Source organism: Citrobacter amalonaticus Y19, assembly GCF_000981805.1.
Lineage (GTDB): Bacteria > Pseudomonadota > Gammaproteobacteria > Enterobacterales > Enterobacteriaceae > Citrobacter_A > Citrobacter_A amalonaticus_C.
On record NZ_CP011132.1, the window covers coordinates 179,511 to 206,333 of the forward strand.

At 55.3% G+C, this 26,823-nt stretch carries 22 protein-coding genes and 1 pseudogene; 15 read left to right on the plus strand and 8 right to left on the minus strand.

All coding sequences use genetic code 11. The annotated features are described in order from the left end of the window. Positions 1-264: 264 nt before the first annotated feature. The 4 genes from fhuA to fhuB are packed head-to-tail and all read left to right on the plus strand — an operon-like array spanning position 265 to position 6,231. Complete coding sequence (fhuA, locus tag F384_RS00795; protein ID WP_046475752.1) at positions 265-2,517, plus strand: ferrichrome porin FhuA; 2,253 nt, start codon at positions 265-267, stop codon at positions 2,515-2,517. Between the two features lie 47 nt (positions 2,518-2,564). After that, a complete protein-coding gene (gene fhuC, locus F384_RS00800; RefSeq protein ID WP_046475754.1) occupies positions 2,565-3,362 on the plus strand; it encodes a Fe3+-hydroxamate ABC transporter ATP-binding protein FhuC in 798 nt (265 codons plus the stop codon). Further along, entirely contained in the window at positions 3,362-4,252 is an 891-nt protein-coding gene (gene fhuD, locus F384_RS00805; RefSeq protein WP_046475756.1) for a Fe(3+)-hydroxamate ABC transporter substrate-binding protein FhuD, read from the plus strand. The genes fhuC and fhuD overlap by 1 nt, the downstream gene beginning before the upstream one ends. Continuing rightward, positions 4,249-6,231: a Fe(3+)-hydroxamate ABC transporter permease FhuB gene (fhuB, locus tag F384_RS00810; protein ID WP_046475759.1), complete on the plus strand. Its 1,983-nt coding sequence runs from the start codon at positions 4,249-4,251 to the stop codon at positions 6,229-6,231. The genes fhuD and fhuB overlap by 4 nt, the downstream gene beginning before the upstream one ends. A 102-nt stretch (positions 6,232-6,333) precedes the next feature. Here the strand turns inward: fhuB and hemL are convergent, their stop codons facing one another. Next, the gene (hemL, locus tag F384_RS00815; protein WP_046475762.1) at positions 6,334-7,614 is read right to left on the minus strand and encodes a glutamate-1-semialdehyde 2,1-aminomutase; all 1,281 of its coding nucleotides are present in this window, start codon (positions 7,612-7,614) and stop codon (positions 6,334-6,336) included. A gap of 168 nt (positions 7,615-7,782) precedes the next feature. Between hemL and clcA the strand changes: the two genes are divergently transcribed. The 3 genes and pseudogenes from clcA to erpA all read left to right on the plus strand — a co-directional run bounded on the left by clcA (position 7,783) and on the right by erpA (position 9,630). Then, entirely contained in the window at positions 7,783-9,204 is a 1,422-nt protein-coding gene (gene clcA / locus F384_RS00820; RefSeq protein ID WP_046475764.1) for a H(+)/Cl(-) exchange transporter ClcA, read from the plus strand. Between the two features lie 31 nt (positions 9,205-9,235). Continuing rightward, a pseudogene (yadW, locus tag F384_RS30720) lies at positions 9,236-9,289 on the plus strand (small protein YadW); the annotation flags it as partial. Further along, positions 9,286-9,630 carry an iron-sulfur cluster insertion protein ErpA gene (gene erpA / locus F384_RS00825; protein ID WP_046475767.1) on the plus strand — a complete coding sequence of 115 codons (345 nt, stop codon included), beginning with the start codon at positions 9,286-9,288 and terminating at the stop codon, positions 9,628-9,630. The pseudogene yadW and the gene erpA, both read left to right, overlap by 4 nt. A 102-nt stretch (positions 9,631-9,732) precedes the next feature. Here erpA and F384_RS00830 read toward each other — a convergent pair whose 3' ends face one another. Genes F384_RS00830 through mtnN form a run of 3 tightly spaced genes read right to left on the minus strand, consistent with a single transcriptional unit; the run spans position 9,733 to position 11,885 of the window. Continuing rightward, complete coding sequence (locus F384_RS00830; RefSeq protein ID WP_046475769.1) at positions 9,733-10,356, minus strand: TRIC cation channel family protein; 624 nt, start codon at positions 10,354-10,356, stop codon at positions 9,733-9,735. Between the two features lie 37 nt (positions 10,357-10,393). Then, the gene (gene btuF / locus F384_RS00835) at positions 10,394-11,194 is read right to left on the minus strand and encodes a vitamin B12 ABC transporter substrate-binding protein BtuF (protein WP_046475771.1); all 801 of its coding nucleotides are present in this window, start codon (positions 11,192-11,194) and stop codon (positions 10,394-10,396) included. After that, entirely contained in the window at positions 11,187-11,885 is a 699-nt protein-coding gene (mtnN, locus tag F384_RS00840; protein ID WP_046475774.1) for a 5'-methylthioadenosine/S-adenosylhomocysteine nucleosidase, read from the minus strand. The genes btuF and mtnN overlap by 8 nt, the downstream gene beginning before the upstream one ends. Positions 11,886-11,967: 82 nt before the next feature. On the opposite strand from mtnN, the gene dgt reads away from it, so the two are divergent. The 3 genes from dgt (at position 11,968) to cdaR (ending at position 16,353) form a co-directional block, all read left to right on the plus strand. Further along, a complete protein-coding gene (dgt, locus tag F384_RS00845; protein ID WP_046475776.1) occupies positions 11,968-13,485 on the plus strand; it encodes a dGTPase in 1,518 nt (505 codons plus the stop codon). 129 nt (positions 13,486-13,614) lie between these two features. Next, positions 13,615-15,045, plus strand: coding sequence for a serine endoprotease DegP (gene degP / locus F384_RS00850; protein ID WP_046475779.1), 1,431 nt, complete (start codon positions 13,615-13,617; stop codon positions 15,043-15,045). Positions 15,046-15,195: 150 nt separating this feature from the next. Then, positions 15,196-16,353 (plus strand): DNA-binding transcriptional regulator CdaR, encoded by a 1,158-nt coding sequence (gene cdaR / locus F384_RS00855; protein ID WP_042323710.1) that lies wholly within the window; start codon positions 15,196-15,198, stop codon positions 16,351-16,353. Between the two features lie 312 nt (positions 16,354-16,665). On the opposite strand, the gene F384_RS00860 is transcribed toward cdaR, so the two are convergent. The 4 genes from F384_RS00860 to map form a co-directional block, all read right to left on the minus strand. Next, positions 16,666-17,052: a DUF3461 family protein gene (locus tag F384_RS00860; RefSeq protein ID WP_042997870.1), complete on the minus strand. Its 387-nt coding sequence runs from the start codon at positions 17,050-17,052 to the stop codon at positions 16,666-16,668. Between the two features lie 109 nt (positions 17,053-17,161). After that, positions 17,162-17,986 (minus strand): 2,3,4,5-tetrahydropyridine-2,6-dicarboxylate N-succinyltransferase, encoded by an 825-nt coding sequence (gene dapD, locus F384_RS00865; protein WP_046475785.1) that lies wholly within the window; start codon positions 17,984-17,986, stop codon positions 17,162-17,164. 30 nt (positions 17,987-18,016) lie between these two features. Continuing rightward, positions 18,017-20,689 carry a bifunctional uridylyltransferase/uridylyl-removing protein GlnD gene (glnD, locus tag F384_RS00870; protein WP_046497556.1) on the minus strand — a complete coding sequence of 891 codons (2,673 nt, stop codon included), beginning with the start codon at positions 20,687-20,689 and terminating at the stop codon, positions 18,017-18,019. A 108-nt stretch (positions 20,690-20,797) separates the two neighbouring features. Next, entirely contained in the window at positions 20,798-21,592 is a 795-nt protein-coding gene (map, locus tag F384_RS00875) for a type I methionyl aminopeptidase (protein ID WP_046475789.1), read from the minus strand. A 404-nt stretch (positions 21,593-21,996) separates the two neighbouring features. Here map and rpsB point away from each other — a divergent pair, with 404 nt between their 5' ends. From rpsB to ispC, 5 genes are all read left to right on the plus strand, one after another. Beyond that, positions 21,997-22,722 carry a 30S ribosomal protein S2 gene (rpsB, locus tag F384_RS00880; RefSeq protein ID WP_042323700.1) on the plus strand — a complete coding sequence of 242 codons (726 nt, stop codon included), beginning with the start codon at positions 21,997-21,999 and terminating at the stop codon, positions 22,720-22,722. Between the two features lie 259 nt (positions 22,723-22,981). Next, positions 22,982-23,833 (plus strand): translation elongation factor Ts, encoded by an 852-nt coding sequence (gene tsf, locus F384_RS00885; protein ID WP_046475793.1) that lies wholly within the window; start codon positions 22,982-22,984, stop codon positions 23,831-23,833. A 153-nt stretch (positions 23,834-23,986) separates the two neighbouring features. After that, entirely contained in the window at positions 23,987-24,712 is a 726-nt protein-coding gene (pyrH, locus tag F384_RS00890) for a UMP kinase (protein WP_046475796.1), read from the plus strand. A 142-nt stretch (positions 24,713-24,854) separates the two neighbouring features. After that, positions 24,855-25,412, plus strand: coding sequence for a ribosome recycling factor (frr, locus tag F384_RS00895; RefSeq protein WP_046475801.1), 558 nt, complete (start codon positions 24,855-24,857; stop codon positions 25,410-25,412). Positions 25,413-25,504: 92 nt separating this feature from the next. After that, complete coding sequence (gene ispC, locus F384_RS00900) at positions 25,505-26,701, plus strand: 1-deoxy-D-xylulose-5-phosphate reductoisomerase (protein ID WP_046475804.1); 1,197 nt, start codon at positions 25,505-25,507, stop codon at positions 26,699-26,701. Positions 26,702-26,823: the final 122 nt, after the last annotated feature.

A 26,823-nucleotide genomic window follows, 5' to 3' on the forward strand; every position in this document is an offset into this window, starting at 1 on the left:
TCGCTTATCCGGCCTACAGGGCTCATGCAGGTATTGGGCTGGTAGGCTGGATAAGGCATTTTTGCCGCCATCCGGCAATTCTCCTACAAAAACATTTCGCACCACTTTCTTAACCCTTTCTTTTCATCTGGATATTTCTTAACCCCTTAGTTTTGGTGGGGACGCGTATCGCTTGCTATCGCGCCCGCGTTTCGAATATTATTCTGCCGTCATAATAATAATTCTCGTTTACGTTATCATTCACTTTCCATCAGAGATATACCAATGGCGCGTCAAAAAACTGCTCAGCCAAAACACTCGCTGCGTAAAATCGCAGTTGTAGTAGCCACAGCGGTTAGCGGCATGTCTGTCTATGCACAGGCGGCGGTTGAACCGAAAAAAGAAGACACTATCACCGTCACCGCCGCTCCTGCTCCGCAGGAAAGTGCGTGGGGTCCGGCGGCGACGATCGCCGCACGCCAGTCAGCTACCGCAACCAAAACGGATACCCCTATTCAAAAAGTTCCACAGTCTATTTCTGTGGTGACTGCGGAAGAGATGGCGCTGCATCAGCCGAAATCGGTGAAAGAGGCGCTCAGCTACACCCCAGGCGTTGCCGTGGGTACTCGTGGCGCATCCAACACCTATGACTACCTGATTATTCGCGGTTTCGCTGCCGATGGCCAAAGTCAGAATAACTATCTGAATGGCCTGAAGATGCAGGGGAACTTCTACAACGATGCGGTGATTGACCCCTATATGCTGGAACGCGCGGAAGTGATGCGTGGGCCGGTTTCCGTTCTGTACGGTAAGAGCAACCCTGGCGGTTTGTTGAACATGGTCAGCAAGCGTCCAACCACCGAGCCGCTGAAAGAAGTTCAGTTTAAAATGGGCACTGACAGCCTGTTCCAGACGGGCTTTGACTTCAGCGATGCGCTGGATGATGACGGTGTGTACTCTTATCGCTTAACCGGTCTGGCCCGCTCGGCGAATGCGCAACAGCAGGGTGCAGAAGAACAGCGTTATGCCATCGCGCCATCCTTTAGCTGGCGTCCGGATGACAAGACCAACTTCACGTTCCTGTCTTACTTCCAGAACGAACCAGAGACCGGTTACTACGGTTGGCTGCCGAAAGAAGGGACAGTCAGCACGCTGCCAAACGGTAAGCGTTTGTCGACCGACTTCAACGAAGGCGCGAACAACAATACCTACTCTCGTAATGAGAAGATGGTCGGTTACAGCTTTGATCACGAATTCAACGACACCTTTACCGTGCGCCAGAACCTGCGTTACGCGGAAAACAAAGTGTCGCAGAACAGCGTCTACGGCTATGGCATGTGCTCCGATCCGCTCTATTCGAGCAACCCGAGCACCAGCCCTTGCGCCAGCGTACCGCAGTCACAGTGGGGCCATACGCTGACCCGTCAGTACGTGGATGATAACGAAAAACTGCAGAACTTCTCTGTGGATACCCAGTTGCAAAGCAAGTTTGCGACCGGCTCTTTAGATCACACCCTGCTGACCGGCGTTGACTTTATGCGCATGCGTAACGACATCGACTCCTGGTTTGGCTGGGCGGGTTCGGTTGCACCGTCTGACATCTACAACCTTGATCGCAGCGACTTCGATTTTGGTTCACACCCAGGTCCTGGCGCCGCTTACCGCGTTCTGAATAAGCAGAAGCAGACCGGCGTGTACGCCCAGGATCAGATGCAGTGGGATAACGTGCTGGTAACCCTGGGCGGACGTTACGACTGGGCGCAGCAGGACACTCTGGATCGTGAAGAGAATACCCAGCATTCACGTAATGATAACGAGTTCACCTGGCGTGGCGGCGTGAACTACCTGTTCGACAACGGCGTGACCCCGTACTTCAGCTACAGCGAATCGTTCGAACCGGCTTCTACCGTGGGCGCGAATGGCAGCATCTTTGCACCGTCCAAAGGCAAACAGTACGAAGCGGGCGTGAAATATGTCCCGAGCGATCGTCCGATCGTGATCACCGGTGCGGTTTATCAACTGACCAAAACCAACAACCTGATGGCGGATCCTAACGGTTCCTTCTTCTCAGTTGAAGGCGGTGAAATTCGTTCACGCGGCGTCGAAGTTGAAGCGAAAGCGGCGCTGTCTGCCAGCGTTAACGTGGTCGGTTCCTACACCTATACGGATGCGGAATACACCACCGACACCAACTACAAAGGCAACACCCCGGCGCAGGTGCCAAAACACATGGCGTCGCTGTGGGGCGATTACACGATGTTTGACGGCCCGCTCTCCGGCCTGACTCTGGGTACTGGCGTTCGCTATACCAGCTCCAGCTATGGCGATCCGGCGAACTCCTTTAAAGTCGGCAGCTACACCCTGGTGGATGCGCTGGTCCGGTACGACCTGGCACGCCTTGGCATGGCGGGTTCCAACGTCGCGCTGCACGTCAACAACCTGTTCGACCGCGAATACGTCGCCAGCTGCTTTAACACCTATGGCTGCTTCTGGGGCGCGGAACGTCAGGTCGTTGCTACTGCAACTTTCCGTTTCTAATTTTTCTTTGGGCACGCATGGCGTGCCCGCTTTACAAGTTGGCCGCTATGCAGGAACAGACCCATCATCCCGATACCACGTTTGCACTGCGTGATGTCTCCTTTCGCGTGCCCGGTCGCACGCTTCTGCATCCTCTGTCGTTAACCTTTCCTGTCGGTAAAGTGACTGGCCTTATCGGCCACAACGGTTCAGGTAAATCCACGTTGTTGAAAATGTTGGGTCGCCATCAGCCGCCGTCAGAAGGGGACATCCTGCTCGATGCCCAGCCGCTGAACAGTTGGAACAGCAAAGCGTTTGCCCGTAAGGTGGCGTATTTGCCGCAGCAGTTGCCGCAGGCCGAAGGGATGACCGTACGCGAACTGGTGGCGATTGGTCGCTATCCGTGGCACGGGGCGCTGGGCCGTTTTGGCGTTGCGGACAGAGAAAAAGTAGAAGAAGCGATCGCGCTGGTGGGATTAAAACCGCTGGCGCATCGCCTGGTTGACAGTCTTTCCGGCGGTGAACGTCAGCGCGCGTGGATTGCCATGCTGGTGGCGCAGGACAGCCGCTGTCTGCTGCTGGATGAACCCACCTCGGCGCTGGATATCGCCCATCAGGTTGATGTGCTGGCGCTGGTGCATCGGCTTAGTCAGGAACGTGGCCTGACGGTGATCGCCGTGCTGCATGATATCAACATGGCTGCCCGCTATTGTGACTACTTAGTCGCACTGCGCGGCGGCGAAATGATTGCCCAGGGAACGCCCGCCGACCTGATGCGTAGCGAAACCCTGGAACGGATTTATGGCATCCCGATGGGGATCCTGCCGCATCCGGCAGGCGCTGCCCTTGTGAGTTTTGTGTATTGATGAGCGGTTTACCTCACATAACGCGTCGTCGTTTATTAACGGCGATGGCGCTCTCTCCGCTGCTCTGGCAGATGAAACCGGCGCGCGCGGCCTCGGTCGATCCGCATCGCATCGTGGCGCTGGAGTGGTTGCCGGTCGAGCTGTTGCTGGCGCTTGGCGTGACGCCTTACGGCGTAGCGGACATTCCCAATTACCGCCTGTGGGTGAACGATCCCCCATTGCCGGCGTCGGTGATTGATGTCGGCTTACGCACTGAACCGAATCTTGAACTGCTGACCGAAATGAAGCCCTCGTATATGTTCTGGTCGACAGGGTATGGTCCTTCCCCCGAGACGCTGGCGCGGATTTCCCCCGGACGCGGCTTCAACTTCAGCGATGGCAAACAGCCCTTAGCGGTGGCCCGTCGGTCTCTGACCGAGATGGCGCAGATGCTGAATCTGGAACCGGCGGCTGAGCGACATCTGGCAGAATACGACCAGTTTATCGCCAGCCGGAAACCGCGCTTTGTGCAGCGTGGCGAACGCCCACTCCTGCTGATCACTCTCCTCGATCCTCGCCATATGCTGGTCTTCGGCCCGAACTGCCTGTTCCAGGAGGTGCTGGATGAGTACGGTATTCGTAACGCCTGGCAGGGGGAAACCAACTTCTGGGGCAGCACCGTGGTGGGAATCGATCGTCTTGCGGCCTACAAAGATGCCGATGTGCTCTGCTTTGATCATGGCAATGACAAAGAGATGGCGGCACTGATGGCTACACCGCTCTGGCAGGCAATGCCGTTTGTGCGCGAAGGGCGTTTCCAGCGCGTACCCCCCGTGTGGTTCTATGGTGCCACATTGTCGACCATGAACTTTGTGCGCATTCTGGATACTGCGCTGGGGGGCAAAGCGTGAGCAAGCGTATTGCGCGCTTCCCGGCGTTATTGTTGGCGCTGCTGTTTATTGTCGCCGTGGGCTTAACCTGGACGAACTTCTCCGTTGCGCTGCCGCGCGCTCAGTGGCAGCAGGCGCTGTGGTTACCCAATATCGACATCATCGAGCAGATGATTTTCCACTACAGCCTTCTCCCTCGTCTGGTGATTTCCCTGCTGGTGGGTGCCGGGCTGGGCCTGGTTGGCGTGCTCTTTCAGCAGGTGTTGCGTAACCCGCTGGCGGAACCGACCACGCTGGGCGTGGCGACCGGCGCACAGTTGGGGATGACGGTCACGACGTTATGGGCGATCCCGGGCGTAATGGCCGCACAGTTCGCCGCGCTTGCCGGAGCCTGTATTGTCGGGGCGCTGGTGTTTGGCGTCGCGTGGGGGAAACGTCTTTCTCCCGTCACGCTGATCCTCGCCGGTCTGGTGGTCAGTCTGTACTGCGGGGCCATCAACCAACTGTTGGTTATCTTTCACCACGATCAGTTGCAAAGCATGTTCCTGTGGAGTACCGGAACGCTGACGCAAACCGACTGGGGCGGCGTGCAGCGTCTGTGGCCGCAACTGCTGGGCGGCGTGATGCTCACGCTGTTGCTGTTGCGCCCGCTGACCCTGATGGGGCTGGATGACGGCGTTGCGCGCAACTTAGGGCTGGCGCTGTCGCTGGCGCGTCTGGCGGCCCTGACGCTGGCGATTGTGCTCAGCGCGCTGCTGGTCAATGCAGTGGGGATTATCGGTTTTATCGGCCTGTTTGCGCCGTTGCTGGCGAAAATGCTGGGCGCGCGCCGTTTGCTGGCGCGTCTGATGCTGGCTCCGCTGATCGGGGCGCTGATTCTCTGGCTGTCCGATCAGGTCATTCTCTGGCTGACCCGGGTATGGATGGAAGTCTCTACCGGTTCAGTCACCGCGCTGATCGGCGCACCGCTACTGCTGTGGCTATTGCCGCGCCTGCGCAGCATGAGTGCGCCGGACATGAACGTCAGCGATCGGGTAGCGACAGAGCGTCAGCATGTGCTGGGTTATGCGCTGATCGGCGGCGTGCTGCTGTTGATTGGGGCGTATGTCGCGCTGTCGTTGGGGCGTGACGCACAGGGCTGGAGCTGGGCCAGCGGCGTACAACTGGAAGAACTGATGCCCTGGCGCTGGCCGCGCATTCTGGCGGCGATGTTCGCCGGGGTGATGCTGGCGGTGGCGGGCTGTATTATTCAACGATTGACCGGTAATCCGATGGCGAGTCCTGAGGTGCTGGGGATCAGCTCCGGTGCGGCGTTCGGCGTCGTCCTGATGCTGTTTCTGGTGCCGGGCAATGCGTTTGGCTGGCTGCTGCCCGCCGGGAGTCTCGGCGCTGCAGCCACGCTGCTGATCATTCTGATCGCCGCCGGACGGGGAGGATTCTCCCCCCACCGTATGCTGCTGGCCGGGATGGCGCTCAGTACCGCATTCACAATGCTGCTGATGATGCTACAGGCGAGCGGCGATCCGCGTATGGCCGGAGTGCTGACCTGGATCTCCGGTTCGACCTATAACGCGTCGGGCGAGCAGGTGCTGCACACCGGGATGGTGATGGTGATCCTGCTGGCCATCACGCCGCTGTGCCGTCGTTGGTTGACGATTTTACCGCTGGGCGGCGATACCGCACGCGCAGTCGGCATCGCGCTGACGCCGTCGCGGGTGGCTCTGCTGTTGCTGGCGGCCAGTCTGACAGCCACCGCCACAATGACGATTGGCCCACTGAGCTTTGTCGGGCTGATGGCGCCGCATATCGCGCGGATGTTAGGTTTTCGTCGAACGATGCCGCATATTGTGATGTCGGCGCTGGCGGGGGGATTATTGCTGATCTTCGCCGACTGGTGCGGACGGATGGTGCTGTTTCCGTACCAGATCCCGGCAGGGATACTCTCGACGTTTATCGGTGCACCATATTTTATCTATCTGTTACGTAAGCAGAGTCGTTGATTCCGTTGTTTGCCGGATAAGACGCTTCGCGTCGCCATCCGGCAATAAAAAAGCCGGGTGGCGGCTTCGCCTTACCCGGCCTACGGTTTAAAACGTACTCGGTTACAGCTTCGCAAACACCCGACGGGCGGCGTCAATGGTGTTATTGATGTCTTCCATACTGTGCGCCACGGACATAAAGCCCGCTTCAAAGGCGGACGGCGCAAGGTAAATCCCCTCGTCCAGCATCATGTGGAAGAAGCGCTTAAAGCGCTCCACGTCGCAGGCCATCACGTCCTGATAACAGGTGACGGTTTTCGCGTCGGTGAAGAAAATCCCGAACATGCCGCCAACGTGGTTAACGACCAGCGGGATTGCGGTGTCCTGTGCCGCTTCCAGCAGACCTTCCGCCAGGCGCGTCGTCAGGTCATCCAGCGTTTCGTGAATGCCCGGCTGCGCCACTTCAGTCAGACAGGCAAAACCTGCCGCCATCGCAATCGGGTTGCCGGAGAGGGTGCCAGCCTGATAGACCGGGCCAGTCGGCGCCAGCGCGTCCATCACGTCGCGACGACCGCCAAACGCGCCCACAGGCATCCCGCCGCCGATGATTTTGCCCAGGCAGGTCAAATCGGGTACCACGTTGTAGTAGTCCTGTGCGCCTGCCAGCGCGACGCGAAAGCCGGTCATCACTTCGTCGATAATCAGCAGCGCGCCGAACTCATCGCACAGCGCACGCAGACCCGGCAGGAATTCCGGCAGCGGCGGGATGCAGTTCATGTTACCTGCGACCGGTTCAACGATGATGCAGGCAATCTCCTGTGGGAACTGCTCGAACGCCGCGCGCACGGAATTGAGATCGTTATAGGTGCAGGTCAGAGTGTGCTTCGCGAAATCTGCCGGTACGCCCGGAGAGTTCGGCTGACCCAGCGTCAGCGCGCCGGAACCCGCTTTGACCAGCAGGCAGTCCGCATGACCGTGGTAGCAACCTTCAAATTTGATTATCTTATCGCGGCCGGTGAAGCCGCGCGCCAGACGAATGGCGCTCATGGTCGCTTCGGTACCGGAGTTGACCATTCGCACCATGTCCATCGTCGGCACCAGTTCGGTCACCAGTTCCGCCATTTTGACTTCCATCTCGGTCGGCGCGCCGAAGCTTAAGCCCCGTGCGGCCGCTTCAATCACCGCGTTGCGGATTGCCGGATGGTTGTGACCCAGCACCATCGGTCCCCAGGAGCCGACGTAATCGATATAGGCTTTACCATCGACATCGTACAGATACGCGCCGTCCGCTTTTTCGATAAACAGCGGAGTACCACCCACGCCAGTAAAGGCGCGAACAGGGGAGTTAACGCCGCCGGGGATTAGCTCGCGTGCTGCGCTGTAGAGGTTTTCAGACTTACTCATGGATGGGTTCCTGGTTCGTAGAAAAAGTGAATGGTCGCTATTCTAGTTATTCAGAGAAGGTTATGAAAGTTTTGCGCATTTGAAACAGTACGATTTGCAGGGGATTTTCCGGGAAGAGGCGAGTACAATGCCGCCTCTGCATTTGTATTACCAATTAATGATCATCTGATGAAGACAGAAACTCCCTCTTTTGAAGCACAGCAAATTGTGCGCTTACGGCGCAGGGACCAAATCCGTCGGCTGTTGGAACGGGATAAAACGCCGCTGGCGATCTTAATGATGGCGGCAGTGGTGGGGACGCTCACCGGTCTGGCGGGCGTGGCGTTCGAAAAAGCGGTGAGCTGGGTGCAAAACCTGCGTATCAGTGCGCTGGTGAATGTGGCCGATCATCCGCTTCTGCTCTGGCCGCTGGCGTTTATTCTCTCCGCATTACTGGCGATGGTCGGCTATTTTCTGGTGCGTAAATTTGCGCCGGAAGCCGGTGGATCGGGGATCCCGGAGATTGAAGGGGCACTGGAAGAGCTTCGCCCCGTTCGCTGGTGGCGCGTGTTGCCGGTTAAGTTTATCGGTGGGATGGGCACGCTGGGTGCGGGGATGGTGCTGGGTCGCGAAGGGCCGACGGTACAAATCGGCGGGAATATAGGTCGTATGGTGCTGGATATCTTCCGCATGCGCAGCGCCGAAGCGCGACATACCCTGTTGGCTACCGGGGCGGCAGCGGGGCTCTCAGCCGCCTTCAACGCACCGCTGGCGGGGATTCTGTTTATCATCGAGGAGATGCGCCCGCAGTTTCGCTATAACCTTATCTCGATCAAAGCCGTTTTCACCGGTGTGATCATGTCGAGCATTGTTTTTCGCATTTTCAATGGCGAATCGCCGATCATCGAAGTGGGAAAACTGTCCAACGCGCCGGTCAATACGCTGTGGCTATACCTGATCCTCGGGATGATTTTCGGCTGCGTGGGGCCGGTCTTCAATAAGCTCGTGCTGGATACCCAGGACAGGTTCCAGCGTTTTCATCACGGGAATATCACCAAATGGGTGCTCATGGGCGGGGCGATTGGCGGTCTGTGCGGCATTCTGGGGCTGATTGAACCCGCGGCGGCGGGCGGTGGTTTTAACCTTATCCCGATTGCGGCGGCGGGCAATTTTAGCGTCGGGCTGCTGCTGTTTATCTTTATCACACGGGTGATAACCACCTTGCTCTGTTTCTCTTCTGGTGCGCCGGGCGGGATCTTTGCCCCAATGCTGGCATTGGGCACGCTGTTGGGGACGGCCTTTGGTATGGCGGCGGCAGCCGGTTTTCCGCATTATCAGCTTGAGGCCGGGACGTTCGCCATCGCCGGAATGGGCGCACTGCTGGCGGCGTCGGTGCGCGCGCCGTTGACCGGGATTGTGCTGGTGCTGGAGATGACCGATAACTATCAGCTCATTTTGCCAATGATTATTACCTGTCTTGGCGCAACACTATTGGCACAATTCCTGGGCGGAAAACCGCTATACTCCACTATTCTTGCCCGCACGCTGGCGAAGCAGGAAGCGGAGCAGGCGGCAAAAAGTCAGACGACCACCGCTGGCGAGAATACTTGAATGAAATACCAGGGTATTAGATAATGGCGTTAATATTGGGTCAGAATTTGCCCAATTGCCGATGTCGTTTGGAGCAAAAATATGAGTGATGACGTAGCGCTGCCACTGCAATTTACTGAAGCAGCAGCCAATAAAGTAAAAAGCCTGATCGCTGACGAAGAAAACCCGAACCTGAAACTGCGTGTGTATATCACCGGGGGAGGATGCAGCGGTTTCCAGTATGGTTTTACCTTTGATGATCAAATCAACGAAGGCGATATGACTATCGAGAAACAGGGCGTTGGCCTGGTGGTTGACCCAATGAGCCTGCAGTATCTGGTCGGCGGCTCCGTTGACTACACCGAAGGTCTGGAAGGTTCCCGCTTCGTAGTCACCAACCCGAATGCGAAAAGCACCTGCGGGTGTGGTTCTTCCTTCAGCATCTGATTGCTATCTGTCATGCCGGATGACGGCATAAATGCCTTATCCGGCCTACGGTGCTGTTCTGTTGTAGGCCCGATAAGCGCAGTGCCATCGGGCAAAATCAAGTCAACGTCCATTCTCATCCAGCGCAAACGTCGGCAGCTTCAGATGCCAACGGATTGCCGCGAGGCGAATCACCAGCGTCACAACCATCCCCAACATACTGGCGGCTTCTAATGGCATCGAGAAGGTGTAATGTGCGGTGGCATGGACGATGCCGCCGATAATACAGGCCGTCGCGTAGATTTCCGTACGCAGGATCATCGGGATTTCCCGCGCCAGCACATCGCGAATGATACCGCCGCCCACGCCGGTAATCACGCCCATACAGATAGCCACCAGCGGGCCGGTCCCCGCAATAAACGCTTTGTTGACGCCGATACCCACAAAGACCGCCAGGCCGACGGCGTCCAGCACCGGCAGCATCCATTTGGGTAAGCGTCTGGGCTGACGCACCAGCAGGATTGTCAGCATGCTCGTGACCATCGCCACCACCAGATCGGTAGGGTCTTTGACCCAGAAAACGGGCCCGTTATCTAATGCCATATCGCGGATCGTCCCACCGCCCACAGCGGTAACCACGCCCAATACCAGCACGCCAAACGGGTCCATACGCAGTTTTCCGGCGAGTAACACGCCAGAGATGGCAAATACCGCGGTACCTACAATATCCAGCCAATAGACGAGCATTCTCAAAACCTCACAACAAACCTGGTGGGGGCAGACGCTAATTCATCTGTGAAAGCGCATTACAGAGTTGTTTTGCGGCGAGGATAATACGCGGGCTTGCGCGTTCAAACCAGTCACTGGTGAGGGGAATGACCGGAATTTGTAGCTGATCACCCCAGTATTGCTTAATTTTGAGAATTTCCCCCGCATTTCCGGCAACAACGATCGCCTGCGGCGCGCGCGCCAGCACCTGTTCGCGACTGACCTGCGGCCAGGGAACCCGGCTGCCGGCAAAGATGTTTTCCCCGCCGCAGAGCTCAATAACCTCATTTTGAATTGATCCTTTTCCGCTGGTAAAGGGAGGATTGATGCCAAACTGCAAAAACACGCGTTTTTTCGCTTTGCCCGCATACTGAGATTTTAGCTGTGAATAGTCGTCCAGCAAGGTTTGCGCGGCGCGCGTTGCCACTTCAGGATGCGGGCTAAAGGCGGCCAGTTTCTGCAACGTGTCAGCAATCTGCTCGATAGTGACGGCATCAATCCACATGACCTTGATACCCAGCGAGGTGAGTTGATTCACCTGCCGTTCGGCATTGCCGCCGCGCCAGGCGAGAACCAGATCCGGCTTCAGCGCCACAATCCGTTCCAGATTCATGCCTTGCCAGGTCGAGACCTGTTCAATGCGTTGTGCCTGCGGCGGATAGTCAGAATAGCTGCTGACGCCAACGGGCGTGATACCGGCGGCAAAGGCGAGTTCCGTATTGGCAGGAGAAAGTGAAATCACGCGAGGCGCGGCATGCAGCCACGCCGGAAGGGCTAACAGCAGGGCGACAAGCGCCCTGGAGAGGGATTTAGCCATGCGCCAGTTTCTGTACCAGCGATTCGACCATCAGCGTGGATTGTTTCGCGGCAACGGCCAGGAACTCATCAAAGCTGAGATGGGACTGCTGATCGGCGACGTCAGAGATCGCGCGGACCACGACAAACGGCACCTTGAAGTTATGGCAAACGTGGGCAATCGCGGTGGCTTCCATTTCAACGGCAATTGCCTGTGGGAAGTTATGCTGGATTTTGGCCAGACCCACGGAACCGTTGATAAAGGCATCGCCGCTGACAATCAGACCACGTACCGCATTCAGGTTCAGCTTCGCAATGCAGGATTCCGCTGCGGCAATCAGTTTTTCATCGGCTTTAAAGCCAGCCGGGCAGCCCGGCAGTTGGCCGAACTCATAACCGAATGCGGTGACGTCAGCGTCGTGATAGCGCGCTTCATCAGAGACCACAATGTCGCCCACTTTCAGGGTCGGTGCGAGACCGCCTGCGGAACCGGTGTTAATAATGACGTCCGGCTTGCAGCGTTCGAGCAGCAGCGTGGCGCCCAGCGCCGCAGCGACTTTACCAATACCGGATTTCAGCAGCGCAACGTCGGTTCCGTTTAGCTGACCGGTGTAAATTTCGCAACCGCCCAGGGTGAGAGTTTGACGGTTTTCGATTTTGTCACGCAGCAGCGTAACCTCTTCTTCCATTGCACCAATGATGCCGATTTTCATAGATTTACTCGCGCCAGGTGAGATTTAAAGGCATAGTCTATCATGCGCTTAAGGCGAAGTGCATTCTCACGCGGGAGAGGACATGTCACAGATTGATTTCCGGAAAAAAATAAACTGGCACCGTCGTTTTCGTTCTCCGCAAGGGGTAAAAACCGAGCATGAGATCCTGCGCATTTTTGAAAGCGATCGCGGGCGCATTATTAACTCTCCGGCGATCCGTCGCCTGCAACAAAAAACCCAGGTGTTCCCCCTTGAGCGTAATGCCGCCGTGCGTACGCGTCTTACCCATTCGATGGAAGTTCAGCAGGTGGGACGCTATATCGCCAAAGAGGTCTTAAGCCGCCTCAAAGAACAGAAATTGCTGGAACAATACGGCCTGGATGAGTTGACGGGACCGTTTGAGAGCATCGTCGAAATGTCCTGCCTGATGCATGATATTGGCAACCCGCCGTTTGGTCATTTTGGCGAGGCGGCGATCAATGACTGGTTTCGCCAGCGCCTGCATCCGGCGGATGCGGAAAGCCAACCCTTAACGGAAGATCGTTGTATTGTGGCGACGCTGCGCCTGCGCGAAGGCGAGGAGTCGCTGAACGATATCCGGCGTAAAGTACGCCAGGATTTGTGTCATTTCGAAGGAAATGCGCAGGGGATTCGGCTGGTACACACGCTGATGCGGATGAACCTGACCTGGGCCCAGGTCGGTGGGATCTTAAAATATACCCGTCCGGCGTGGTGGCGGGGAGACACGCCCGCGACGCACAACTATTTAATGAAAAAACCGGGCTATTACCTTTCTGAAGAACCGTATATTGAGAGGTTACGTAAAGAACTGGATCTCGCCGTTTACAGTCGCTTTCCGTTAACCTGGATAATGGAAGCCGCCGACGATATCTCTTATTGCGTGGCCGATCTGGAAGATGCTGTAGAAAAAAGAATTTTCAGCGTTGAGCAACTCTATCATCATTTGCATGAGGCCTGGGGGCAGCATGAGAAAGGTTCACTCTTTGCGCAGGTTGTCGAAAATGCCTGGGATAAATCACGCGCAAATTATCTGAGTCGCAGCACTGAAGATCAGTTTTTCATGTATTTGCGGGTGAATACGCTTAATAAACTGGTGCCTTATGCCGCGCAGCGTTTTATTGATAACCTGGGGCAAATCTTCGACGGCAGGTTTAATCAGGCGTTGCTGGAAGATGGCAGCAGCTTTAGCCGGTTGCTGAAGATCTATAAAAATGTTGCAATGAAGCATGTATTTAGCCATCCGGATGTGGAACAGCTCGAATTACAGGGTTATCGGGTGATCAGTGGCTTACTCGATATCTACCGTCCCTTATTAAGCCTGCCGCTTGCGGATTTCAGTGAATTAGTGGAAAACGAGCGCCTGCAGCGCTTTCCTATCGAATCGCGCTTATTTCAGAAACTGTCAACGCGTCACCGACTGGCCTATGTGGAGGCCGTGGGTAAATTAACGTCAGATTCACCTGAATATCCTGTGCTGGAATATTATTACCGCTGCCGGCTGATCCAGGATTATATCAGCGGCATGACCGACCTCTATGCATGGGATGAATATCGTCGCCTGATGGCGGTTGAACAATAAGCTGAGTTTTGTAAAGACGGACAATAAATTTTTACCTTTTCCATAAACTTCTGTCCGGAACTTAGCGCTATAAAATGAATCTGACGTACACAGCAATTTTGCGTTATCTGTTAATTGAGATTGAGACACATGAAAAAAACCACATTAGCAATGAGTGCACTGGCTCTGAGTTTAGGTCTGGCGTTATCCCCGCTTTCTGCAACGGCAGCTGAAACTGCATCAGCCACGACCGCACAGCAGATGCCAAGTCTGGCGCCGATGCTCGAAAAAGTGATGCCATCGGTGGTCAGCATTAACGTGGAAGGTAGCACAACCGTCAATACGCCGCGTATGCCGCGTAATTTCCAGCAGTTCTTTGGTGATGATTCCCCGTTCTGCCAGGACGGTTCACCGTTCCAGAGCTCGCCATTCTGTCAGGGCGGCGGTATGCAGGGCGGTAACGGCGGCGGCCAGCAGCAGAAGTTCATGGCGCTGGGTTCCGGTGTCATTATTGATGCTGCGAAAGGCTATGTCGTCACCAACAACCACGTGGTGGATAACGCCACGGTGATTAAGGTTCAACTGAGCGATGGCCGTAAATTCGACGCGAAAATCGTCGGCAAAGACCCGCGTTCTGATATCGCGCTGATCCAGATTCAGGATCCGAAAAACCTGACGGCGATTAAACTGGCTGATTCCGACGCGCTGCGCGTGGGGGATTACACCGTCGCTATCGGTAACCCGTTTGGTCTGGGCGAGACGGTAACCTCCGGTATTGTCTCTGCGCTGGGGCGTAGCGGCCTGAATGCGCAAAACTATGAAAACTTCATCCAGACCGATGCGGCGATCAACCGGGGTAACTCCGGCGGGGCGTTGGTTAACCTGAACGGCGAGCTGATCGGTATTAACACGGCGATCCTTGCGCCGGACGGCGGCAACATCGGTATCGGTTTTGCGATCCCAAGTAATATGGTGAAAAACCTGACCTCCCAGATGGTGGAATTCGGTCAGGTGAAACGCGGTGAACTGGGGATCATGGGGACTGAACTGAGCTCCGAACTGGCGAAAGCGATGAAAGTCGACGCTCAGCGCGGCGCGTTTGTCAGCCAGGTCATGCCGAACTCGTCGGCTTCGAAGGCCGGCATTAAAGCCGGGGATGTGATCACCTCCCTGAACGGTAAACCGATCAGCAGCTTCGCCGCACTGCGTGCGCAGGTGGGCACCATGCCGGTGGGCAGCAAAATCACCCTCGGCCTGTTGCGTGACGGTAAGCCGGTTACCGTGAATCTGGAACTGCAGCAGAGCAGCCAGACTCAGGTTGATTCCAGCTCCATCTTCAGCGGCATTGAAGGGGCTGAAATGAGCAACAAAGGTCAGGATAAAGGCGTCGTGGTGAACAACGTGAAAGCGAACACCCCGGCAGCGCAGATTGGCCTGAAGAAAGGGGATGTGATTGTTGGCGCTAACCAGCAGCCGGTGAAAAACATCGCTGAACTGCGTAAAATCCTCGACAGCAAACCGTCTGTCCTGGCGCTGAACATTCAGCGTGGCGACAGCAATATCTACCTGTTGATGCAGTAATCTCCCCCGAACCCCTTCCTGTAACAGGAAGGGGTTTCTTTTTGTGATACTTCCCACAACTCCATACTTCTTCCCTTTGCTTTGTGCATCTGCACAATGTCAGCGTTCACTATCTTCTTTATGCTGGAGCTCTGCTCACAGGAGGGGTTTATGGCTGGCTGGCATCTTGATACCAAAATGGCGCAGGATATCGTGGCACGCACGATGCGCATTATTGATACCAATATCAACGTTATGGATGCCCGTGGACGGATCATCGGCAGTGGCGATCGCGAGCGTATTGGTGAATTGCACGAAGGCGCGCTGTTAGTTCTCTCTCAGGGCCGCGTGGTGGATATTGATGACGCTGTCGCGCGCCATCTGCACGGCGTCCGTCAGGGGATCAACCTGCCGTTGCGCCTGGAAGGCGAGATCGTGGGCGTGATTGGCCTGACCGGCGAGCCTGAGCATCTGCGCAAGTATGGTGAACTGGTGTGCATGACGGCGGAGATGATGCTGGAGCAGTCGCGCCTGATGCACCTGCTGGCGCAGGACAGCCGCCTGCGTGAAGAGCTGGTGATGAACCTGATTCAGGCAGAAGAGAACACGCCGGCGTTGACCGAGTGGGCGCAGCGCTTAGGCATCGATCTCAACCAGCCGCGCGTGGTGGCGGTGGTGGAAGTGGACAGCGGGCAACTCGGCGTGGACAGCGCCATGGCGGAGTTGCAACAGTTACAGAACGCGCTGACCACCCCGGAGCGTAATAACCTGATTGCGATAGTTTCGCTGACCGAGATGGTGGTGTTAAAACCAGCACTGAATTCGTTTGGCCGTTGGGATGCTGAAGATCACCGCAAGCGCGTTGAGCAGCTTATTGCGCGCATGAAAGAGAACGGACAGTTGCGCTTTCGCGTTTCGCTGGGCAACTACTTCACCGGGCCTGGCAGTATCGCGCGTTCGTACCGTACCGCGCGCACAACGATGATGGTCGGCAAACAGCGAATGCCGGAAAGTCGCAGCTATTTTTATCAGGATTTGATGTTGCCGGTGCTGCTCGACAGTCTGCGCGGCGGCTGGCAGGCCAATGAGCTGGCACGTCCGCTGGTACGGCTGAAGGCGATGGACAATAACGGCCTGTTGCGCCGCACTCTGGCGGCGTGGTTTCGCCACAACGTGCAGCCGCTGGCTACCTCAAAAGCGCTGTTTATTCACCGTAATACGCTGGAATACAGACTGAATCGCATCTCGGAATTGACCGGACTGGATTTGGGCAATTTTGACGACAGGTTGCTGCTGTACGTCGCGCTGCAACTGGATGAGCAGCGTTAATTAATTGCCTGATGGCGCTATGCTTATCAGGCCTACGAGGCGTGCACCTGTAGGCCGGATAAGGCGTATGACGCCGCCATCCGGCAGCAAACTGGATGAACAGCGTTGATTAATTGCCTGATGGCGCTACGCTTATCAGGCCTACGAGGCGTGCACCTGTAGGCCGGATAAGGCGTATGACGCCGCCATCCGGCAACAAACTGGATGAACAGCGATGATTGTTGCTTGATGGCGCTACGCTTATCAGGCCTACGAGGCGTGTACCTGTAGGCCGGATAAGGCGTGTTATGCCGCCATCCGGCAATGGACGGCTTATTTGCGGGTTAGTTTTTCCAGATCGGCTTCGATCTCGGTAATTTTATTCGCCACCACGCTTTCCAGATGGCGTAAGTCATCAAGGATCTTGCGTTTCAGATCCACTTCAGTGCGATCGCGCTGGCAGATCTGATCGAGTTCGTCGATCACATAGCGCAGGTTAGGACTGATCTCCTGCACCTCTTTGTATCCCTGACCCACCCCATCGGCGACCACGGTTTTGCGTTGGCGGGGGTATTTAAACTTCACGCTTTTGGCAAAGAATTCACCTTTATCCTTCTGGAAATAGATTTTCAGGATATCGTTGTTGGCTTCTTGCCGCAGGCTGTAACGATCGATTTCTTCAGGATTAGTAATGCCCAGACTTTTCAGATTGTCATACATAGCGGTACCCTTAAGCTCACTATAACTATTGAATAATTAACGAAAAGCCCTGTTTCTGCCACTCGCAGATGTAAAAAAAGCGGGCTAAGCCCGCTTTTTCAAATCACCGTTAGTCGATGGTACGCAACAACTCGTTGATGCCAACCTTGCCGCGCGTTTTGGCGTCGACTTTTTTCACAATTACCGCACAGTACAGGCTGTACTTGCCATCTTTCGACGGCAGGTTGCCGGAAACGACAACCGAGCCCGCCGGAACGCGGCCATAATGGACTTCACCGGTTTCACGGTCGTAAATACGGGTGCTTTGACCAATATAAACGCCCATTGAAATCACGGAGCCTTCTTCCACGATCACGCCTTCTACCACTTCAGAACGCGCACCGATGAAGCAGTTGTCTTCGATAATGGTCGGGTTCGCCTGCAGTGGCTCCAGTACGCCACCGATGCCGACGCCGCCGGACAGGTGAACGTTTTTACCGATCTGCGCGCAGGAACCGACGGTGGCCCAGGTATCGACCATCGTGCCTTCATCAACGTAGGCGCCGATGTTGACATAGGACGGCATCAGCACGGTGTTACGGGCGATAAACGCACCCTGACGCACCGCAGCGGGCGGAACCACACGGAAGCCTTCTTTCTGGAAGCGCGCGTCGTCGTAGTTCGCGAATTTCATCGGCACTTTATCGAAGTAGCGGCTTTCCGCGCCATCGATCACCTGGTTATCGTTGATACGGAAAGAGAGCAGAACCGCTTTCTTCAACCACTGGTGAGTCACCCACTGACCGTCTACCTTTTCTGCCACGCGCAGTGCGCCGGAATCCAGCAGGGCAATCACCTGATTCACCGCTTCACGGGTCACGGTATCCACATTGGCCGGAGTAATGTCGGCACGGCGCTCAAAAGCGGTCTCAATAACGTTCTGTAACTGCTGCATTGTTAAACTCTTTCCCTATAAATAAACACACTACCCTTTATCGTTTGGATTGAGGGCCTCTGTCAACCGTTGATGCACTTCCTGCTGCAGCTCATTATTAAGCGCACGCCGGTCCGCTGTGGCGATTATGAATAAATCTTCTACTCGCTCGCCAATGGTTGTAATTCGGGCGCCATGAAGCGAAATTCCGAGATCGGCAAAAATTTGCCCGACCCGCGCCAGCAGCCCCGGCTGATCGAGCGCGATAAGCTCAAGGAACGATTTGCGGTCGGTATGTGTAGGCAGAAACGTGACCTCGGTATCGACGGTAAAGTGGCGCAATTTTGCCGGCTGTCGACGCGGCTGCGGCGGCTGCCAGCTGTGCTGGGTGATCGCCTGTTCCAGGCCAAAGCGGATAGCTTCATGTCTGTCTGACGACAACGGACTGCCGTCCGGTTCCAGTACGATAAAGGTATCCATCGCCATTCCGTCGCGGGTCGTGAAAATCTGCGCATCGTGGACGCTCAGATTACGTCGGTCCAGCTCGGCGCAAACGGCGGCAAACAGATACGGTCTGTCCGGGCTCCAGATGAAGATTTCCGTCCCGCCGCGCGTTGCCTGTGGGCTAAGCAGAATTAACGGCTCGCTGAGATTGTGCTGCAACAGATGACGCGCATGCCAGGCCAGCTGGTTTGGGCTGTGGCGCACGAAGTAGTTGGCGCGACAGCGCGACCAGATATGGTGCAACGCTTCTTCATCAATGTTATCCATCCGCAGCAGCGCCAGCGCCTGCAACTGATGATGACGCACGCGCTCGCGCATGTCCGGCGTGTTTTGCATCCCCCGACGCAGTTGTTTTTCCGTGGCGAAGTACAGCTCACGCAGCAGACTTTGCTTCCAACTGTTCCACAGCGTTTCGTTGGTGGCGCAAATATCTGCCACCGTCAGGCAGACCAGGAAGCGCAGGCGGTGTTCCGTCTGCACCTCTTCGGCGAACTGCTTAATGACTTCAGGATCCTGAATATCCCGGCGCTGAGCGGTCACCGACATTAGCAGGTGCTGGCGAACCAGCCAGGCAATCAGCTGCGTTTCGCGCGAATTCAGACCATGTAGTTCAGCGAATTTGAGGACGTCTTGCGCCCCCAGCACCGAGTGGTCACCGCCGCGCCCTTTGGCAATATCATGGAACAGCGCGGCGATAAAAATCAGCTCGGGCTGTCGCAGACGCGGCCAGAGATCCACGCACAGCGGGTGACGCTGACGGGTCTCTTCTTTAGCAAAACTTTCCAGCTTTAGCATCACGCGAATCGTGTGCTCGTCCACCGTGTAGGCGTGGAACAGGTCAAACTGCATCTGGCCGACAATACGTGACCACTGCGGCATGTAGGCCCACAGCACGCTATGGCGGTGCATTGGAAGCAGACCCCGGCTGACCGCGCCGGGGTGACGCAGCATACTGAGAAACAGCGATCGCGCCTCCGGGATATAGCACAGCGGCTGATTCAGATGGCGGCGCGCATGGCGCAGATGGCGCAGGGTGGTGGAGTAGATCCCGGTGATCGCGCTGTTGCGCACCATGGTGTAGAACATCCGCAGAATCGCTTCCGGCTCGCGGATGAACAGATCGTCCTGACGCAGATCGATCAGCGTGCCGCGAAGTTGAAAGTCGTCATCAATAGGACGCGGTTTCTCGTCGGCGGACAGCGCGAGGATCGCTTCGTCAAACAGTTGCAGCAGCATCTGGTTGAGCTCAGTGACGCGGCGGGTGACGCGGAAGTAATCCTTCATCATCTGTTCAACCGGTTCGTTCCCTTCGCCACTGTAGTTCAGGCGTTGGGCGACGCTCAGTTGGCGATCGAACAGCAGGCGGTTATCGTAGCGACTGACCACTAGATGCAGAGCGAAACGAATACGCCACAGAATGTGCAGACACTCGTTGAGCTCAGCGCGCTCTGCCTGGGTCAAAAAGCCGAAGCCCACCATCTCGTCGAGAGAGGTGGCGCCAAAATGGCGACGGGCGACCCACTGCAACGTATGGATATCGCGCAGGCCGCCGGGACTGCTTTTGATATCCGGCTCGAGATTATAGCTGGTGCCGTGATAGCGCTGGTGGCGCTGATGCTGCTCTTCCACTTTGGCGGCATAAAACTTATCGGACGGCCAGAAGCCTTCGCTGAAGATATGCTTTTGCAGCTCCAGAAAAAGGGCAACGTCGCCAATCAACAGACGGGTTTCAATCAGGTTGGTGGCAACGGTCAGGTCCGATAACCCTTCCAGCAGGCACTCTTCCAGCGTACGCACGCTGTGCCCGACCTCCAGTTTGACGTCCCACAGCAGCGTCAACAGTTCGCCGACCTTTTGCGCCTGTTCATCCGGTAATTTTTTACGGCTCAGGATGAGCAGGTCGATGTCGGAAAGCGGATGTAGTTCACCGCGCCCGTATCCGCCAACGGCGACCAGCGCCAGATCGGCAATTTGCCCAAAACCGGCGTCGATCCACAGGCGTTGCAACAACTGGTCGATAAATTCGGTGCGGGCTTCAATCAGTTGTTCAGCGGAAATTCCGCTGTCGAAGGCATCGCCCAGCCATTGCTGAAAGGCGTCGATGCGCGTTTTGATCCCGGAGACAGTGAGTTCGTCACGAGACCAGGTGCCCGGGTTCTGCGGCTGACCGGGGAGGGTGGGGAGTGCGGTATTTGCGTGTTGCTCAGGAAGTGTATTCATCATGCGCCACCCATTAAAAAAGCCGGATACGGCGAAAATGCCTTATCCGGCCTACGGAATAGTGCCATTTGTAGGCCTGATAAGCGAGAGCGCCATCAGGCAAAAAAGTTATACGTCGTGCGTGAAAACCGCCGGGATGGTGTCATCCTTGCGTAAGGTCAAAATTTCGCAGCCGTTTTCGGTCACCACAATAGTATGCTCGTATTGCGCAGACAAGCTTCTGTCTTTGGTTTTAACCGTCCAGCCGTCTTTCATCGTACGGATGCGGTAATCACCGGCGTTCAGCATCGGTTCGATGGTAAAGGTCATGCCCGGCTGCAGCACCACGCCGCCGTCGTCTGCATCATAGTGCAGCACCTGCGGCTCTTCGTGGAAGCCGCGACCAATACCGTGTCCGCAATATTCACGCACCACGGAGAAACCTTCGCCTTCCGCGTATTTCTGGATCGCCGCGCCGAGGGTGCGCAGACGGATGCCCGGTTTCACCATTCGCAGCGCCAGATACAGGCTTTCCTGCGTGACGCGGCACAGACGCTCGCCCAGAATGGTCGGTTTGCCGACGATAAACATTTTAGAGGTGTCGCCGTGGTACTCATCTTTGATGACGGTCACATCGATGTTGACGATATCGCCATCTTTCAGATGCTTGGCATCATCCGGAATGCCGTGACACACCACTTCATTAATGGAGATGCAGACGGATTTCGGATAACCGTGATAGCCGAGGCAGGCGGAGATTGCGTGCTGCTCGTTGACGATATAGTCGTTACAGATACGATCCAGTTCACCCGTGCTGACGCCCGGTTTGATATACGGTTCGATCATCTCCAGCACTTCCGCAGCCAGACGGCCCGCGACGCGCATTTTTTCGATTTCTTCAGGGGTCTTGATTGAGATAGCCATGAATTCTGTCCATCAGTGTCGGTAATTTCGACAATAATTGTGTAAGTGCTGCCAATGGTATCAGCCAGGGGTATACCCTGCCAAATTGAGAATCATTCTGAACTTCGCCTTTCGTGCCACAAGTACGTTGGCTGCTTAGTGACTCCGCCCTGTCGGGGCCGCTGCTGGCATCGTTCAATTCAGCGCAGACCGCCAACAATTATTGGTGTCTACGGCGTATTTGTGGTATAAAGCGCGCCGGACTTCCGATCTCATTTCGTATACACAGAATAGACGGAAGCGACAAATCTCACTTTGTGTAACAACACACACGTATCGGCACATATTCCGGGGTGCCCTTTGGGGTCGGTAATATGGGATACGTGGAGGCATAACCCCAACTTTTATCTATAGAGGTTTTAATCATGGCAACTGTTTCCATGCGCGACATGCTCAAGGCTGGTGTTCACTTCGGTCACCAGACCCGTTACTGGAACCCGAAAATGAAGCCGTTCATCTTCGGTGCGCGTAACAAAGTTCACATCATCAACCTTGAGAAAACTGTACCGATGTTCAACGACGCTCTGGCTGAACTGAACAAGATTGCTTCTCGCAAAGGTAAAATCCTTTTCGTTGGTACTAAACGCGCTGCAAGCGAAGCGGTGAAAGACGCTGCTAACAGCTGCGACCAGTTCTTCGTGAACCATCGCTGGCTGGGCGGTATGCTGACTAACTGGAAAACCGTTCGTCAGTCCATCAAACGTCTGAAAGACCTGGAAACTCAGTCTCAGGACGGTACTTTCGAAAAGCTGACCAAGAAAGAAGCGCTGATGCGTACTCGTGAGCTTGAGAAACTGGAAAACAGCCTGGGCGGTATCAAAGACATGGGCGGTCTGCCGGACGCTCTGTTCGTCATCGATGCTGACCATGAGCACATCGCTATCAAAGAAGCAAACAACCTGGGTATTCCGGTATTTGCAATCGTTGATACCAACTCTGATCCGGACGGTGTTGACTTCGTTATCCCGGGTAACGACGACGCCATCCGTGCTGTTAGCCTGTACCTGGGCGCTGTAGCTGCAACCGTTCGTGAAGGCCGTTCTCAGGATCTGGCTTCCCAGGCGGAAGAAAGCTTCGTAGAAGCTGAATAATAAGGCTTGATAACTTCCCCGAGATAGTTCGAGTTGCAGGAAGGCGGCAAGCTCGAGAATTCCCGGGAGCTTACATGAGTAAGTGACCGGGATGAGCGAGCGAAAACAACGCATCTGCGGCTCGGAATATGAAGGGGAAGAGCCCTTATAAACCAGGTAGTATCATGTTTGGTTAGGGGGCCTGTATATGGCCCCCTTTTTCACTTTTAAATCTGTGCGGTTTGATGCCGGGCAGATCAAATCTTCCGAGGATTTTAGAATGGCTGAAATTACCGCATCCCTGGTAAAAGAGCTGCGTGAGCGTACTGGCGCAGGCATGATGGATTGCAAAAAAGCACTGACTGAAGCTAATGGCGACATTGAGCTTGCAATCGAAAACATGCGTAAGTCCGGTGCTATCAAAGCAGCGAAAAAAGCAGGCAACGTTGCTGCTGACGGCGTAATCAAAACCAAAATCGATGGCAACATCGCTTTCATTCTGGAAGTTAACTGCCAGACTGACTTCGTTGCGAAAGATGGTGGTTTCCAGGCATTTGCTGACAAAGTTCTGGACGCTGCTGTTGCGGGCAAAATCACTGACGTTGACGTGCTGAAAGCGCAGTTCGAAGAAGAGCGCGTTGCGCTGGTTGCGAAAATCGGTGAGAACATCAACATCCGTCGTATCGCTTCCCTGGAAGGCGACGTTCTGGGTAGCTATCAGCACGGTGCGCGTATCGGTGTTCTGGTTGCGGCTAAAGGCGCTGACGAAGAGCTGGTTAAACAGCTGGCCATGCACGTTGCTGCAAGCAAGCCTGAATTCGTTAAGCCAGAAGACGTGTCTGCTGAAGTGGTAGAAAAAGAATACCAGGTTCAGTTGGACATCGCGATGCAGTCTGGTAAGCCGAAAGAAATCGCAGAGAAAATGGTTGAAGGCCGCATGAAGAAATTCACCGGCGAAGTTTCTCTGACGGGCCAGCCTTTCGTTATGGATCCGAGCAAATCTGTTGGCCAACTGCTGAAAGAGCACAACGCTGACGTGACTGGCTTCATCCGCTTCGAAGTGGGCGAAGGCATCGAGAAAGTTGAGACTGACTTTGCAGCAGAAGTTGCTGCGATGTCCAAGCAGTCTTAATGGTCGAAAAGGAGCCGCCTGAGGGCGGCTTCTTTTTGTCACCCATCACGCAAAAATCAGTATGGCTCTTATTTCGTTGTACTGAGTAGCGGCATATCATTGTCGCCAGAATTTACCCCCATTTTTAATCGTTGACAGTCTCAGGAAAGAAACATGGCTACCAATGCAAAACCCGTCTATAAACGCATTCTGCTTAAGTTAAGTGGCGAAGCTCTGCAGGGTACGGAAGGCTTCGGTATCGACGCAAGCATACTGGATCGTATGGCTCAGGAAATCAAAGAACTGGTTGAACTGGGTATTCAGGTTGGTGTGGTGATTGGTGGCGGTAACTTGTTCCGTGGTGCTGGTCTGGCGAAAGCGGGTATGAACCGCGTTGTGGGCGACCACATGGGCATGCTGGCCACCGTGATGAACGGTCTGGCAATGCGCGATGCGCTTCACCGCGCCTATGTGAACGCCCGCCTGATGTCCGCCATCCCACTTAATGGCGTGTGTGACAACTATAGCTGGGCAGAGGCTATCAGCCTGCTGCGTAATAACCGCGTGGTTATCCTTTCCGCGGGTACCGGTAATCCTTTCTTCACCACTGATTCAGCGGCATGCCTGCGCGGTATTGAAATCGAAGCTGACGTGGTGCTGAAAGCGACGAAAGTCGATGGCGTCTTTACTGCCGATCCGGCGAAAGATCCAACGGCGACCATGTACGAGCAGCTGACTTACAATGAAGTGCTGGATAAAGAACTGAAAGTGATGGATCTGGCGGCGTTCACGCTGGCGCGTGACCATAAGTTGCCGATTCGTGTCTTTAACATGAACAAGCCAGGCGCACTACGTCGCGTGGTCATGGGTGAAAAAGAAGGCACATTAATTACGGAATAATTCCCGTAACGGCTAAATAGGGGTAAGATTCCGCGTTAATATCGCGGGCTTACCCGTAATATTTTAATCAGGGCTATACTAAGCACACCTCTACAGGTGTACTGTCTGGTCTGACTGAGACAAGTTTTCAAGGATTCGTAACGTGATTAGCGATATCAGAAAAGATGCTGAAGTACGCATGGAAAAATGCGTTGAAGCGTTCAAAAACCAAATCAGCAAAATACGCACGGGTCGTGCTTCTCCCAGCCTGCTGGATGGCATTGTCGTGGAATATTACGGCACGCCTACGCCGCTGCGTCAGCTGGCAAGCGTAACGGTAGAAGATTCCCGTACCCTGAAAATCAACGTGTTTGACCGCTCCCTGAGCCCGGCCGTTGAGAAAGCGATTATGGCTTCTGACCTCGGTCTGAACCCGAGTTCTGCGGGCAGCGATATTCGCGTTCCACTACCTCCGCTGACGGAAGAACGTCGTAAAGATCTGACGAAAATCGTTCGTGGTGAAGCTGAACAGGCGCGTGTTGCCGTACGTAATGTCCGCCGTGACGCGAACGACAAAGTGAAAGCGCTGCTGAAAGACAAAGAGATCAGCGAAGATGACGATCGCCGTTCTCAGGACGACGTACAGAAAATGACTGACGCCGCTATCAAGAAAGTGGATGCGGCGCTGGCAGATAAAGAAGCGGAACTGATGCAGTTCTGATTCACCTGTACGCTCAAAACGCCGCTCAGAAGATCGTTTAGGATCGGCTGGCGGCGTTTTGCTTTTTATCCTGTCTATTTTTCGGATGTTTGATGAAGCAATTAACCATTCTGGGCTCGACCGGCTCTATCGGTTGCAGCACGCTGGACGTGGTGCGCCATAACCCTGAGCACTTTCGCGTTATCGCGCTGGTGGCAGGTAAAAATGTCAGCCGTATGGTGGAGCAGTGCCTGGAATTTTCCCCGCGTTATGCCGTGATGGATGATGACGCCAGCGCGCATCTCCTCAATGCCTCGCTGAAACAGCTGGGTAGCCAGACAGAAGTCCTGAGCGGACAACAGGCAGCCTGTGAGATGGCGGCGCTGGATGAGGTCGATCAGGTCATGGCTGCTATTGTGGGCGCTGCGGGTCTTCTGCCAACGCTTGCCGCTATTCGTGCGGGAAAAACCATTCTGCTGGCAAACAAAGAATCTCTGGTGACCTGTGGACGTCTGTTCATGGACGCCGTGAAGCGCAGTAAAGCCCAACTTTTGCCGGTAGACAGCGAACATAACGCTATTTTTCAGAGTATGCCCCAACCCATTCAACACAATCTGGGATACGCTGACCTGGAGCAAAATGGCGTGATGTCCGTTTTGCTTACCGGGTCTGGTGGCCCGTTCCGGGAAACGCCGCTGCATGAACTGGCGTCGATGACGCCCGATCAGGCATGCCGTCATCCGAACTGGTCGATGGGACGTAAGATCTCCGTCGACTCAGCCACTATGATGAATAAAGGTCTGGAATACATTGAAGCGCGTTGGTTGTTTAACGCCAGTGCTCGCCAGATGGAAGTGCTGATTCACCCGCAGTCGGTGATTCACTCGATGGTGCGTTATCAGGACGGCAGCGTTCTGGCACAACTGGGTGAGCCGGACATGCGCACGCCTATCGCGCATACGATGGCCTGGCCGAATCGCGTTACCTCTGGTGTGAAGCCGCTCGATTTCTGCAAACTCAGCGCGTTGACGTTCAGCGCGCCGGATTACCAACGTTACCCGTGCCTGAAACTGGCGATGGAGGCGTTTGAGCAGGGGCAAGCCGCCACAACCGCGCTGAATGCAGCCAATGAAGTTGTCGTTGCTGCATTTCTTGCTGAAGAAATACGCTTTACCGATATCGCCGATCTCAATTTAGCCGTGCTGGAGCAGATGGACCTGGAGGAACCCCAGAGCGTTGATGACGTACTGAGGGTGGATGCCATTGCGCGAGAAGTCGCCAGAAAACAAGTGATGCGACTCGCAAGCTGAGGATAATCCTCCTGGAGGAGATCGTGCTATTTGTTAGCGTTGTGCTTCAGTGATATAGTCTGCGCCACCTGATCGCAGGTATTTGGCTTTTTTGGGTCAGGTAAGCCGTGGTTTGACACGGC